Genomic DNA, 12,780 nt, shown 5'->3' with positions numbered 1-12,780 from the left:
CGGCGTCATGTGCTCGCGCCCCGCTCGCGCAGCGCCCTGCGGGCCTCGGGGTCGGCCTTGCGGAAGCCGTGGAAGTGACCGGGGTGGTAGAGGTGCGAGCGGGTGCCCCGCGCGTCCAGGGCCGGGCCGACCAGGAAGAGCGTGTGCTTCCACAGCCGGTGCTCCTTGACCGTCTCCTCCAGCGTGCCGATCGTGCAGCGCACCACCAGCTCCTCGGGCCAGGTCGCCTGGTACGCGACCACCACCGGCGTGCCGGTCGGATAGCCGCCCTCCAGCAGCTCCCGCACCAACTGCCCGCCGCGCGCGGCGGACAGGAAGATCGCCATGGTCGTGCCGTGCCGGGCGAACTCGCGCACCTCCTCCCCGGGCGGCATCGGCGTCTTGCCCCCGCCGAGCCGGGTGAGCACGACGGACTGCGCCACCTCGGGGACGGTCAGCTCGCGCCGCGCGATCGCGGCGACCGCGGAGAACGCGGAGACGCCGGGCACGACCTCCGTCTCGATCCCGATCTCCGCGCACCGGTCGAGCTGTTCCTGGGTGCCGCCCCACAGGGCCGGGTCGCCGGAGTGGACGCGCGCGACCCGCAGCCCCTCGGCGTGGGCCTGCCGGTAGACGGCGACGACGTCCTCCAGTGCCATGGTCGCCGAGTCCAGGATCCGCGCGCCCTCGCGGGCGTGGTCGAGGACCTCGGCCTGGACCAGGCTGGCCGCCCAGATCACCACGTCGGCCTCGGCGATGGCGCGCGCGGCCCGGAACGTCAGCAGGTCGGCGGCGCCGGGGCCGGCACCGACGAAGGTCACCTTGCCGCTGGGGGCATCGGCCATGGGAACGGGTCCTCTCGTACGAAATGTCAGGGTTGGTGCGGTGGGTGCGCGGGCCGGATGTGCGCGGGCGGTGGCTGATCGGATAGCAAGGGCCCATGGCTGTCTTCGTCGCGCTCGGCGCGTTCCTGATGACGCTGGCCGGCGGCTGGACGGCACAGCGGGTGACCGACCGCCGCCACCTGGTCCTGGGCCTGGCCGGCGGCCTGATGCTGGGCGTGGTGGGTCTCGACCTGCTGCCTGAGGCGCTGGCGGCGGCCGGACGGGAGGTGTTCGGCGTGCCGGCCGCGCTGCTGCTGTTCGTGGCCGGCTTCCTCCTGGCCCATCTGGTGGAACGCCTTCTGGCGGTCCGCCGCGCGGCCCACGGCGCCACGGAACACGCGGGCACCGAGCCGCCCGCGGTGGACCGGGCGGACGTCCCCGTGCGGCCCGCCGGGTCGCCGGGCTCCGCCGCGCCGGGCCTCGTTCCCGCGGGGGCGGCCGCAGCGCTGCCGGACACCGGCGCGCCGCCGCGGCCCCACGATCACCGCTCGCCCGAGGTCGGGCTCACCGCGGCCGGCGCGATGGTCGGCCACAGCGCCATGGACGGCGTGGCCATCGGCGCCGCCTTCCAGGTCGACGGCGGCATGGGCGTGGCGGTCGCGCTCGCGGTGATCGCCCACGACTTCGCGGACGGCTTCAACACGTTCACCCTCACCAGCCTGTACGGCAACGCGCGCCGCAAGGCGCTCGCGATGCTGTTCGCCGACGCGTGCGCCCCGCTGGCCGGCGCCCTGTCGACGGTGTTCTTCACCATCCCCGAGCATGTGCTCGGCGGCTATCTCGGACTCTTCGGCGGCGTGCTCCTGTACCTCGCCGCGGCCGAGATCCTCCCGGAGGCGCACCATCAGCACCCTGCCCGCTCGACCGTGCTGTGCACCGTTGCCGGGGCCGCGTTCATCTGGCTGGTGGTGGGCATCGCCGGCTGAGCCGCCCCGGCGGCGGTCACAGCTTGCCGCCCCGCGGGCCGTCGCGCCGGGCCGGCGCGATGAGTGTGGAGAGATACGGCAGCGGCGCCCCGTCGAGGTCGGCGGCGGGCCGGATCGACTCCTCCGGCAGGCCCAGCGCCGAACCCCACACGGCGTCCTGGAGCCGCCCGGTCTCCCGCAGCGCCTCGGCCACCTCGCCGGCCCGCCGCCCGAACTTGTACGCGACGACCGTGCCGGGCCCGGCCAGCGCGTCCTTGAGCACGGCCGCCCCGGCGGTCACCGGCACCAGCGTGAGCGGCTCGGTCCCCTCGGTCAGCACGGCGCCGGACCGGGCCGCGAGATCCTGCATGGCGGTGATCCCGGGTACGGTCTCCACGACGGTCCCCGGCACCAGCTCCACGATCGTCTGGGCGAGATAGGTGAAGGTCGAGTACACGTTCGGGTCGCCGATGGTCGCGAAGACCACGGACCCCGCATCCCGCAGCAACTGCGCGACCCGCTCCCCGGCCGCGTCCCAGGCGGCCTCCCGCCGGGCCCGGTCCGTGCGCTCGTTGAGCGCGAACACCACCCGGACGACCTTCTCCGCGGGCACGTAGTGCAGCACGGTCGCCTCCGCGCGCCCGCGCTCCCCGGTGTCCATCACCGGGACGACCACGACATCGGCGGCGCGCAGCGTGTGCACACCCTTCACGGTCACCAGCTCCGGATCGCCGGGGCCGACCCCGACCCCGATCAGCCTGCTGCTCATGACGTCCGGCACCTCTCCACGAACCGACGGGCCACGCCGGGCCGCGCGGCCCAGTGCGTGTGCAGATAACTCGCGTGCACCCCCTGGTGCACAAAACCCTCGACGCGCGGCTTCGGGCCCCGCACGCCCCACGCCGGGGCCGCCCCCGCGCCCGGCGCGACGACGGTCCGGTGGAACTCGTGCCCCCGCATCCGCGTCCCCGCCTCGGCCAGCACACTGTCGCTGACGGCGACCGCGTCCCGGTAGCCGAGGGTGAGCCGTTCGGTCATCCGCGCGCCGGCGTCCAGCACCCCGCACATCGGCCGGCCGTCCAACTCCCGGCACAAATAGAGCAGTCCGGCGCATTCGGCGGCGACGGGGGCGCCGCGCCACGCGAGTTCGGCGATGGCGTCGCGCAGCGGCGCGTTGGCGGACAGCTCGGCGCCGTACACCTCGGGAAAACCGCCTCCGATGACCAACCCGGCCGTCCCCTCGGGCAGTTGCTCGTCCCGGAGCGGGTCGAAGGTCACCACCTCGGCACCGGCGGCGCAGAGCAGCTCGGTGTGCTCGGCGTAGGAGAAGGTGAAGGCGGGGCCACCGGCGACGGCGACCGTCGGCACCGGCCCGTCGGCCGGCGGCAGCGGGTGGAGCGCGGGCGAGGCGGGTGTCCAGGGGGCGGAGCCCTCCGGCAGGGGACCGGCGGCACGGGCGAGTGCTTCCAGCGCGCCCAGGTCACACCCCTGGGACACCAGCGCCGCCATCGCCCGCACGGCGTCGACCGCCGCGGACCCCCGTTCCGCGACCGGCACCAGCCCCAGATGCCTGGACGGCGTCGACACGGCCGTGGCCCGCCGCAGCACCCCCAGCACCGGCACCCCGACCGACTCCAACGCCTCCCGCAGCAGCTCCTCGTGCCGGTCGGACGCCACCTTGTTCAGGATCACGCCGCCGATCCGCACCTCCGGATCCCAGGACGCGAACCCGTGCACCAGCGCCGCCACCGACCGCGACTGCGCGGACGCGTCCACCACCAGCACGACCGGCGCCCGCAGCAGCTTCGCCACCTGCGCCGTGGACCCCAGCTCGCCCTCCCCGGCGGCACCGTCGTACAGCCCCATCACGCCCTCGACGACGGCGATGTCGCAGCCGCGCGCCGCGTGCGCGAACAGCGGGCCGATCAGCTCGGGCCCGCACAGATACGCGTCGAGGTTGCGGCCCGCCCGCCCGGCGGCGAGCGTGTGATACCCGGGATCGATGTAGTCCGGCCCGACCTTGTGCGGGGACACGGCGCGCCCCCGCGCGGCCAGCGCCGCCATCAGCCCGGTGGCGACCGTGGTCTTGCCGCTGCCCGACGCGGGCGCGGCGACGACCAGACGGGGTACGGACGTCACCACTCGATGCCCCGCTGGCCCTTCTGGCCCACGTCCATGGGGTGCTTGACCTTCGACATGTCGGTGACGAGGTCGGCGGCGTCCACCAGCTTGCCGGGCGCGTTCCGCCCGGTGATCACTACATGCTGGGAGCCCGGCCGGTCGCGCAGCACCGCGACCACCTCGTCCGTGTCCACCCAGCCCCAGTGCATCGGGTACGCGAACTCGTCGAGCACGTACAGCCGGTACGTCTGCGCCGCCAGGTCCCGCTTGACCTGCTCCCAGCCCTCCCGGGCCTTCTCCTCGTTGTCCAGCTGCGCGTCCCGCTGGACCCAGGACCAGCCCTCGCCCATCTTGTGCCAGGCGACGGACCCGCCCTCGCCGGAGTCGCCGAGCACGCGCAGCGCCCGCTCCTCACCGACCTTCCACTTGGCCGACTTGACGAACTGGAACACCCCGATCGGCCAGCCCTGGTTCCAGGCGCGCAGCGCAAGACCGAAGGCGGCCGTGGACTTGCCCTTGCCGACGCCCGTGTGCACCACGAGCAGCGGACGGTTGCGCCGCTGACGCGTCGTCAGACCGTCGTCCGGCACCACACTCGGCTGTCCCTGCGGCATCAGCCGGCCCTCCTCGACGTCCCCTGCACATCCCTGACCAGACCGGCGATCGAGTCCGCCCGCAGCTCGTCCAGCGTGACGGCCGTACCGCCCAGCTCGTCCGCGAGCCGCCCGGCGAGCCCGAGCCGCACCGGCCCGGACTCGCAGTCCACGACCACGGACGCGACCTGCCCGGCCGCGAACAGCCGCGCCGCGCGCCCGGCGAGGGCGACCGGCTCGGGGCCGCCGGTGGCGCGCCCGTCGGTCACGACCACGAGCAGCGCCCGGCGCGCCGGATCCCGCAGCCGCTCCACCCGCAGCACCTCGTGCGCCCTGAGCAGCCCCGCCGCGAGCGGCGTCCGCCCGCCGGTCGGCAACGACTCGAGCCGGGCCGCCGCCGCGTCCACCGACGAGGTCGGCGGCAGCGCGACGTCCGCCGCGGTGCCCCGGAACGTCACCAGCCCCACCTTGTCCCGCCGTTGGTAGGCGTCGAGCAGCAGCGACAGCACCGCGCCCTTCACGGCGCCCATCCGCTGCCGCGCCGCCATCGATCCGGAGGCGTCCACCACGAACAGCACGAGATTGGACTCGTGCCCCTCGCGCACCGCTTGCCTGAGATCGTCACGACGCAGGAGCAGCCCGGGTCCGGTGCGGCCACGCGCCCGCTGGTGCGGGGCGGCGGCCCGCACGGTGGCGGCCAGATGCAGCGCGGTCAGCGCGCCCTGGGGCCGGCGGGCCCCGGTGGTGCGCCCGTGCTCGGTGCGCGCCCGCGACCGCCGCCCGGCGGCGCCCTCGCCGATCCCCGGCACGCTCAGCACCTTGGTCCGGAACGGCTCGGCGGCCCGTGCGGCCGGCTGCTCCCGCCCGCCCGAGGTCTGCGGTTCCCCGCCCTCACCGGCCTCGGGCCGTGCGGTGCCGTCCCCGCCGTCCTGGCCGCTGTCGGGCGCCGGCTGTCCGCCACCGCCGCCGGGCCCATCGGGATCGGGATCGTCGTCGCCCTCGTCCTGCCCGGAGAACTCCTCCAGCGTGTCGTCCAGTCTGTCCTCGTCCAGGCCCGGCGCGTCGAACGGATTGCGCCGCCGCCGGTGCGGCAGCGCGAGCAGCGCCGCCTGCCGCACGTCCTCGGCGAGCACGTCGGTCCGCCCGGCCCAGGCCGCCAGCGCAGTCGCGGTGCGCGCCATCACGATGTCGGCGCGCATGCCGTCCACCTCGAAGGCCGCGCAGGTCGCCGCGATCTGCCGCAGCGCTCCGTCGCCCAGCCGCACCGACGGCAGCAACTCCCGCGCCGCCACGATCCGTTGCCGTACGGCGGCCTCTTCGCCGGCCCAGCGCGCGGCGAAACCGGCGGGGTCGTCGTCGTAGGCGAGCCTGCGCCGCACGACCTCCACCCGCTGCTCCGGCTCCCGCGAGGCGGCCACCTCGACGGTCAGCCCGAACCGGTCCAGCAACTGCGGGCGCAGTTCGCCCTCTTCGGGGTTCATGGTGCCGACCAGCAGGAAACGCGCGGCATGCCGTACGGAGACACCCTCCCGCTCGACGTAGGAGGCCCCCATCGCCGCCGCGTCCAGCAGCAGGTCGACCAGGTGGTCGTGGAGGAGGTTGACCTCGTCCACGTAGAGGATGCCGCGGTGCGCCTGCGCCAGGAGGCCCGGCTCGAAGCTCTTCACGCCTTCGGCCAGCGCACGTTCGATGTCCAGCGCGCCGACGAGCCGGTCCTCGGAGGCGCCGACAGGCAGTTCGACCATGCGCGCGGGGCGGACGGCGCCGGTGCCCGCCTCGTGCGGCCCGTCCGGGCACGCCGGGTCAGGCGAGGCCGGGTCGCAGGAGAAACGGCAGCCCGGTACGACGGCCACCTCGGGCAGCAGCGCCGACAGCGCCCGCACGGCGGTGCTCTTCGCGGTGCCCTTCTCGCCGCGAACGAGGACTCCGCCGACCGCGGGGCTCACCGCGTTGAGCAGGAGTGCCAGGCGGAGGTCGTCCTGCCCGACGATGGCAGTGAATGGGTACGGCGCGCTCATGCGGTGAACACTCCTTCAGGTGACGCGTCACAGAACGAATCACGCTCTGGCTGTAGGCATGCCATGGTCGAGTCTTGGTCCCCGCCGACGCGGGGGTGGTCCCGCGGCAGAGCTGCACCAAGACCTACACGTCGAGTGCTCCCCGCCGACGCGGGGATTCGCAGGGAGATCACGCGTCTCCCTCCAGATCTCCCTCAAGTTCGAGGTAGGTCGCCCGGAGCCGGTCCAGGGTCTCTTGGTCCGGCTCCGCCCACAGCCCGCGGTCCGCGGCCTCCAGGAGGCGCTCCGTGATCCCGCGCAGCGCCCACGGGTTGGACTTCTTCATGAAGTCCCGGTTCTCGGCGTCGAAGACGTACTCCGCGCTGAGCTTCTCGTACATCCAGTCGTCGACCACGCCCGCCGTCGCGTCGTAGCCGAAGAGGTAGTCCACGGTGGCCGCCATCTCGAAGGCACCCTTGTAGCCGTGCCGCCGCATCGCCGCCATCCAGCGCGGGTTGACCACGCGCGCCCGGAAGACCCGGTGCGTCTCCTCGCCGAGGGTGCGTGTCCTGACCTGGTCGGGCACGGCCGAGTCGCCGACGTACGCCTCCGGGTTCGCCCCCGTCAGATGCCGCACCATGGCGACCATGCCGCCGTGGTACTGGAAGTAGTCGTCCGCGTCGGCGATGTCATGCTCTCTCGTGTCGACGTTCTTCGCCGCCACGGCGATCCGCCGGAACGCCGTCTCCATGTCGCCGCGCGCCGCCCGCCCGTCGAGCCCGCGCCCGTACGCGTAGCCGCCCCACACCGCGTACACCTCGGCGAGGTCCGCGTCGGAGCGCCAGTTGCGGGCGTCGATCAGCGGCAGCAGACCGGCCCCGTACGCGCCCGGCTTGGAGCCGAAGATCCGGGCCGTCGCGCGCCGCCGGTCGCCGTGCTCCACGGTGTCCTCGTCGGCGTGCGCGCGCACGAAGTTCCGGTCGGCCGGCTCGTCCAGCTCGGCCACCGCCCGTACCGCGTCATCGATCAGCCCGACCACATGCGGGAACGCGTCCCGGAAGAAGCCGGAGATACGGACCGTGACATCGATGCGGGGCCGGCCGAGTTCGGCGAGCGGCACGATCTCGAAGCCGGTAACCCGGCGCGAGGCGTCGTCCCAGACCGGGCGGCAGCCGAGCAGTGCCAGGATCTCCGCGATGTCGTCGCCCTGGGTGCGCATCGCGGAGGTGCCCCAGACCGTCAGGCCGACGGAGCTGGGGTACGCGCCGGTGTCCTGGAGATAGCGCTGCACCAGCGAGTCCGCGAGCGACTGGCCGACCTCCCAGCTCAGCCGGGACGGAATGGCCTTGGGGTCGACCGAGTAGAAGTTCCGGCCGGTCGGCAGGACGTTGACCAGCCCGCGGGTGGGGGAGCCCGACGGGCCCGCCGGCACATAACCGCCGTCCAGCGCGTGCAGGATGTGCCCGATCTCGTCGGTCGTCCGGGCCAGCCGCGGTACGACCTCGGTGCACGCGAACTCCAGCACGGCCAGCGCGTCCGGCAGGTCGCCGCCCAGTACCTCGCGGACCAGCGGCGCGCTCTCGGCCGTCGCCCAGCCGCGGGCCTCCATCCCTGCCACGATCCGCCGGCACAGCTGCTCCAGCAGGTCGATCGCGTCGGCGGCGGTCCGGGACGGGCCCGCCACCAGGTCCGTCAGCTCGGCCGGCACCTTCACCGGCGCGCCCGGCGCGGCCAGCAACTCCTTCTCGTCGAGCCCGAAACGAGCCGCGAGCGCGGCCCTGAGCCCCGGCAGCGCGTTGGCCTGCCCGCCCCACACCTGGGAGGCGCGCAGCACCGCGAGGACCAGGTTGACGCGGGGCTCGCCGACCGGGCCGCCGCCGAGCACATGCAGGCCGTCGCGGATCTGCACGTCCTTGATCTCGCACAGATAGCCGTCGATGTGCATGACGAACTCGTCGAACTCATCGTCGTCCGGCTGCTCGTCCACATGCAGATCGTGCTGGAGTTCCGCTGCCCGCACGAGCGTCCAGATCTGGCTGCGCACCGCCGGTGCCTTCGCCGGGTCCAGATCGGAGACGAGCGCGTACTCGTCCAGCAGCTGCTCCAGCTTGGCCAGGTCGCCGTAGGTGTCGGCGCGGGCCATCGGCGGCACCAGGTGGTCGACGACGGTGGCGTGGCCGCGCCGCTTGGCCTGGGTGCCCTCGCCGGGGTCGTTGACGATGAACGGGTAGACGAGGGGCAGGTCGCCGAGGACGGCGTCCGGGGCGCAGCCGGCGCTCAGGCCGAGGCCCTTGCCGGGCAGCCACTCCAGCGTGCCGTGCTTGCCCATGTGCACGATCGCGTCGGCGCCGAAGCTGTTCTCCAGCCAGCGGTAGGCGGCCAGATAGTGGTGGGACGGCGGCATGTCGGGGTCGTGGTAGATCGAGATGGGGTTCTCGCCGAAGCCGCGCGGCGGCTGGATCATCACGACGACGTTCCCGAACTGCAAGGACGCGAGCACGATCTCGTCCCCGTCGACGTACAGGCTGCCGGGCGGCTCGCCCCACGCCTCCAGCATGGCGCCGCGCAGCTCCGGGTCGAGCCCGTCGAACCACGCCCGGTAGTCGGCCAGCGGCACCCGCGCGGGCGCGGCGGCCAGCTGCTCCTCCGTCAGCCACTCCACGTCGTGCCCGCCGGCCTCGATCAGCCGGTGGATCAACTCGTCGCCGCCCGCGGGGTATTCGGTGAGCGAGTAGCCGGCGTCGCGCAGCGCGTCCAGCACCCGCACCGCCGAAGCGGGCGTGTCCAGGCCGACCGCGTTGCCGACCCGGGAGTGCTTGGTCGGGTAGGCGGTGAAGACGAGCGCCAGCTTCTTGTCGGCGTTCGCCAGGTGCCTCAACCGCGCGTACCGTACGGCGATCCCGGCGACCCGCCCGGCCCGCTCGGGGTCGGCGACGTACACGGGCACGTCGTCCGGTCCCTGCTCCTTGAAGGAGAACGGCACGGTGATCAGCCGCCCGTCGAACTCCGGGATGGCCACCTGCATCGCCGCGTCCATGGGGGACAGGGCGGCATCGGACGCGGCCCAGGCGCTGTGCGAGGAGGTCAGGCAGAGCCCTTGCAGCACGGGGATGTCGAGATCGGCGAGCGCCCCGACGTCCCAGGCCTCCTCGTCGCCGCCCGCCGACGCCTGCGAGGCGTGGCTGCCGCCCGCGGCGAGCACGGTCGCCACGAGCGCGTCGGCCCGGCCGAGGATCCGGTACAGCCCGGCGTCCGCGCCGCGCAGCGAACCGCAGTACACGGGCAGGGCGTTGGCGCCGCGCGCCTCGATCGCGTCGCACAGGGTGTCCACGAAGGCGGTGTTGCCGCTGAGTTCGTGGGCCCGGTAGAAGAGCACGCCGACGGTCGGGCGGTCCGCGACGTGGGCGCGCTCGCCGTGGACGCCGTACTCCGGCATCTGCCGCGGTCCGTCGAAGCCCTCGCCGGTCAGCAGCACGGTGTCGGACAGGAACCGGGCGAGCTCGGTGAGGTTGGCGGGGCCGCCCTCCACCAGGTAGCGCAGCGCCTCCGCGACGACCCCCGCCGGCACGGACGACTCGGCCATCAACTCGGCGTCCGGGACGGCCTCGCCGCCGAGCAGCACGGTCGGCACGCCGGACGCCCGCAGCGCGGCCAGCCCGTCCTCCCAGGCCCGCTTGCCGCCCAGCAGCCGCACGACGGCGAGGTCGGCGCGGCGCAGCAGCCCCGGGAGTTCCTCTGCGACATCGATCCTGGTCGGGTTGCCGATCAGATAGGACGCGCCGGAGGCACGCGCCGCCAGCAGATCCGTGTCGGCGGTCGACAACAACAACACTGTGCTCATGCGGGCGCTCCCGGTGGGATGAAGGGCAGTCCTGTTGGCGCGCCCGACTCGATGAGCCGCCACAGCGCGTCCGTGTCCGCGTGCTGTTCGATCAGGTCGCCGAGCCGGTCGAGCTGCCGCTCGCGCAGCGCGGCGAAGGACGTGTCGCCTGCCGGTACGAAGCGGCGGTCCGCGGCGGCCGCCACCTCGCGCAGGAAGGCCCGCCGGAAGCCGTCCGACTCCAGCGCGCCGTGCCAGTGCGTGCCCCAGGTCCGGCCGGCCCGGCAGCCGTCCAGGAAGGGCTCGCCGCCCGTGACGTCGGCGACGCCGTGGTGGATCTCGTAGCCCTCGACCTGCTCGCCGAGGGCCTCGCCGGTGGGCCGGGCGAGAGTCTTCTCGCGGGCGAACCGCACCCGCACCGGGAGCAGACCGAGCCCCGGCACCTGCCCGGCGCGCGACTCGACCTCGTCCTCGATGTGCTCGCCGAGGATCTGGAAACCGCCGCAGATGCCGAGGACGGGCCGCCCCTCGGCGGCCCTCCGGACGATCGCCTCGGCCAGCCCGCGCTCCCGCAGCCACTCCAGGGCCCGGACCGTGCCCCGGGTCCCGGGGACGACGACGAGGTCGGCGTCGGCCAGCTCCTCCGGCCGGTCCACGAACCGCACCACGACGCCGGGCTCGGCGGCCAGCGCGTCCACGTCGGTGAAGTTGGACATGAGGGGGATCGCGCAGACGGCGACCCGCAGGACGTCCTCGCCGACGGGCGGGGAGACGGCCGACTCGCGCACGGTCCCCCGCAGGGACACCCTGAGTCCGTCCTCCTCGTCGATCCCGAGTCCGTGCCGGAAGGGGAGCACCCCGTACGTCCGCCGCCCGGTGAGGCCGTGCAGCATGTCGAGGCCCGGCTCCAGCAGGGAGACGTCCCCCCGGAACTTGTTCACGAGGAAGCCGGCGACCAGTTCCTGGTCCTCGCGCGACAGCAGGGCGGCCGTGCCGAAGAACGAGGCGAACACGCCCCCGCGGTCGATGTCGCCCACGATGAGCACGGGCAGGCGCGCGCCCCGCGCGATCCCCATGTTGACGATGTCGGTACGCCGCAGATTGATCTCGGCCGGACTGCCGGCGCCCTCACAGATCACTGCGTCATACGTGCCCCGCAACGTGGCGAGGCAGTCGAGGACGGTGCCGAGGAGCCGCTGCTGCCGCCCGCCGTGGTAGCCGCGCGCGCTCAGTTCGCCGACGGGCTTGCCCAGCAGGACGACCTGACTGCTCTGCTCGCTCCCGGGCTTGAGCAGCACGGGGTTCATCAGCGCGGTCGGCTCGATCCGGCACGCCTGGGCCTGCATGGCCTGGGCCCGCCCGATCTCGGCGCCCTCCTGGGTGACGAACGAGTTCAGGGACATGTTCTGCGCCTTGAACGGCGCGACCTTGACCCCCTGCCGCACCAGCCACCGGCAGATCCCGGCGGTGACGACGCTCTTTCCGGCGTCGGACGTGGTGCCGGCGACGAGCAGACCACCACCGGTCATGACCTGTGTCCCTTCGTGGCGAGGCGCGCGGCGGCCACGACGCCGAGCGCGAGCAGGCCGACCCGGCGGGAGAGCCGTACGGCGCGGTCGATGTCCGGGGTGGTGACGGCACGGCCGCCGCCGTTGAGCACGGGCCGGTGCTCGACGCGCCCCCCGTACGAGAGGGTCCCGCCGAGCCGGACGCCCAGCGCCCCGGCGAAAGAGGCCTCGACGGGACCGGCGTTGGGGCTCGGATGGCGGTGGGCGTCGGCCCGCCACGCCCGTACGGCGCCCCGCGCATCGGGTCCGCAGGCGGCGGCGAGCGCGGCGGTGAGCCGCGCCCCCGGCCAGCCGGCGACGTCGTCGAGCCGCGCCGCGGCCCAGCCGAACCGGCGGTGGCGCGGCGAGCGGTGCCCGACCATCGCGTCGAGGGTGTTCACGGCCCGGAACCCGACGAGGCCGGGCACTCCGCCCAACGCCCCCCACACCAGGGCCCCGACGACCGCGTCGGAGGTGTTCTCGGCCACGGACTCCACGACCGCGCGGGCGATCCCGGCGGCGTCCAGGGCCTGCGGGTCCCGCCCGCACAGGTGCGGCAGCCGGGCCCTGGCCGCCGCGATGTCCCCCGTGTCGAGGGCTCGTTCGACGGCCCGGGCCTCCCGGGCGAGCGACGTGCCGCCCAGTACCGCCCAGGTGACGGCCCCGGTGAGCGCCACGGAGGCGGCGGGTGAGGCGCGTACGGCCCGCTGGGCCACGGCCCCCAGGGTTGCGGCGCCGCCGACGCACACGGCGGTGTGCAGGGCTCCCCACCCGCGGTGGTCCCGCCACAGTGTCCGCTCCGCCGCGCCGGCCGCACGCCCGAACGCGGCGACCGGATGCCCGCGGCGCGGATCGCCGACGAGCAGGTCACCGAGGAGGCCGAGGGCGGCGCCGTACGCGAAGACGCGATCGGCACGCACCGGCTCAGCCGGCC

The 12,780-nt window shown here is 74.4% G+C and carries 9 protein-coding genes; 1 reads left to right on the top strand and 8 read right to left on the bottom strand.

The features are described from left to right. Nucleotides 1–5 precede the first annotated feature (5 nt). On the bottom strand, nucleotides 6–824 hold the full coding sequence (gene cobM / locus CTZ28_RS32225; protein WP_121893251.1) for a precorrin-4 C(11)-methyltransferase: 819 nt from the start codon (nucleotides 822–824) through the stop codon (nucleotides 6–8). A 95-nt stretch (nucleotides 825–919) separates the two neighbouring features. On the opposite strand from cobM, the gene CTZ28_RS48820 reads away from it, so the two are divergent. Continuing rightward, nucleotides 920–1,789 carry a ZIP family metal transporter gene (locus tag CTZ28_RS48820; RefSeq protein ID WP_259471917.1) on the top strand — a complete coding sequence of 290 codons (870 nt, stop codon included), beginning with the start codon at nucleotides 920–922 and terminating at the stop codon, nucleotides 1,787–1,789. 16 nt (nucleotides 1,790–1,805) lie between these two features. Here CTZ28_RS48820 and cobI read toward each other — a convergent pair whose 3' ends face one another. The 7 genes from cobI to CTZ28_RS32180 all read right to left on the bottom strand — a co-directional run bounded on the left by cobI (nucleotide 1,806) and on the right by CTZ28_RS32180 (nucleotide 12,766). After that, nucleotides 1,806–2,537 carry a precorrin-2 C(20)-methyltransferase gene (gene cobI / locus CTZ28_RS32210; RefSeq protein ID WP_121893323.1) on the bottom strand — a complete coding sequence of 244 codons (732 nt, stop codon included), beginning with the start codon at nucleotides 2,535–2,537 and terminating at the stop codon, nucleotides 1,806–1,808. After that, on the bottom strand, nucleotides 2,534–3,910 hold the full coding sequence (locus CTZ28_RS32205; RefSeq protein ID WP_121893250.1) for a cobyrinic acid a,c-diamide synthase CobB: 1,377 nt from the start codon (nucleotides 3,908–3,910) through the stop codon (nucleotides 2,534–2,536). The genes cobI and CTZ28_RS32205 overlap by 4 nt, the downstream gene beginning before the upstream one ends. Beyond that, nucleotides 3,904–4,503, bottom strand: a complete 600-nt coding sequence (gene cobO, locus CTZ28_RS32200; protein WP_121893249.1) for a cob(I)yrinic acid a,c-diamide adenosyltransferase — start codon at nucleotides 4,501–4,503, stop codon at nucleotides 3,904–3,906. The genes CTZ28_RS32205 and cobO overlap by 7 nt, the downstream gene beginning before the upstream one ends. After that, a complete protein-coding gene (locus tag CTZ28_RS32195; protein ID WP_121893248.1) occupies nucleotides 4,503–6,500 on the bottom strand; it encodes a putative cobaltochelatase in 1,998 nt (665 codons plus the stop codon). Before CTZ28_RS32195 ends, cobO begins: the two co-directional genes overlap by 1 nt. Nucleotides 6,501–6,669: 169 nt before the next feature. Next, the gene (cobN, locus tag CTZ28_RS32190; RefSeq protein WP_121893247.1) at nucleotides 6,670–10,320 is read right to left on the bottom strand and encodes a cobaltochelatase subunit CobN; all 3,651 of its coding nucleotides are present in this window, start codon (nucleotides 10,318–10,320) and stop codon (nucleotides 6,670–6,672) included. Further along, nucleotides 10,317–11,828, bottom strand: a complete 1,512-nt coding sequence (locus CTZ28_RS32185) for a cobyric acid synthase (protein ID WP_121893246.1) — start codon at nucleotides 11,826–11,828, stop codon at nucleotides 10,317–10,319. Before CTZ28_RS32185 ends, cobN begins: the two co-directional genes overlap by 4 nt. Next, nucleotides 11,825–12,766, bottom strand: a complete 942-nt coding sequence (locus tag CTZ28_RS32180) for a cobalamin biosynthesis protein (protein ID WP_121893245.1) — start codon at nucleotides 12,764–12,766, stop codon at nucleotides 11,825–11,827. Before CTZ28_RS32180 ends, CTZ28_RS32185 begins: the two co-directional genes overlap by 4 nt. Nucleotides 12,767–12,780 lie beyond the last annotated feature (14 nt).

The sequence above is a fragment of the Streptomyces shenzhenensis genome, from assembly GCF_003688995.1.
Taxonomy (GTDB): Bacteria; Actinomycetota; Actinomycetes; order Streptomycetales; family Streptomycetaceae; genus Streptomyces; species Streptomyces shenzhenensis_A.
The sequence above is the reverse complement of the archived record's forward strand: the minus strand, read 5'-3'. Positions and strand labels throughout refer to the sequence as shown.

What these genes read in the sequence shown, in the direction of transcription:
- CTZ28_RS32195 (WP_121893248.1), bottom strand. Translation starts at nt 6,500, where the DNA reads ATGAGCGCGCCGTACCCATTCACTGCCATCGTCGGGCAGGACGACCTC.
- CTZ28_RS32185 (WP_121893246.1), bottom strand. Translation starts at nt 11,828, where the DNA reads ATGACCGGTGGTGGTCTGCTCGTCGCCGGCACCACGTCCGACGCCGGA.
- cobI (WP_121893323.1), bottom strand. Translation starts at nt 2,537, where the DNA reads ATGAGCAGCAGGCTGATCGGGGTCGGGGTCGGCCCCGGCGATCCGGAG.
- CTZ28_RS48820 (WP_259471917.1), top strand. Translation starts at nt 920, where the DNA reads ATGGCTGTCTTCGTCGCGCTCGGCGCGTTCCTGATGACGCTGGCCGGC.
- cobM (WP_121893251.1), bottom strand. Translation starts at nt 824, where the DNA reads ATGGCCGATGCCCCCAGCGGCAAGGTGACCTTCGTCGGTGCCGGCCCC.
- cobO (WP_121893249.1), bottom strand. Translation starts at nt 4,503, where the DNA reads ATGCCGCAGGGACAGCCGAGTGTGGTGCCGGACGACGGTCTGACGACG.
- cobN (WP_121893247.1), bottom strand. Translation starts at nt 10,320, where the DNA reads ATGAGCACAGTGTTGTTGTTGTCGACCGCCGACACGGATCTGCTGGCG.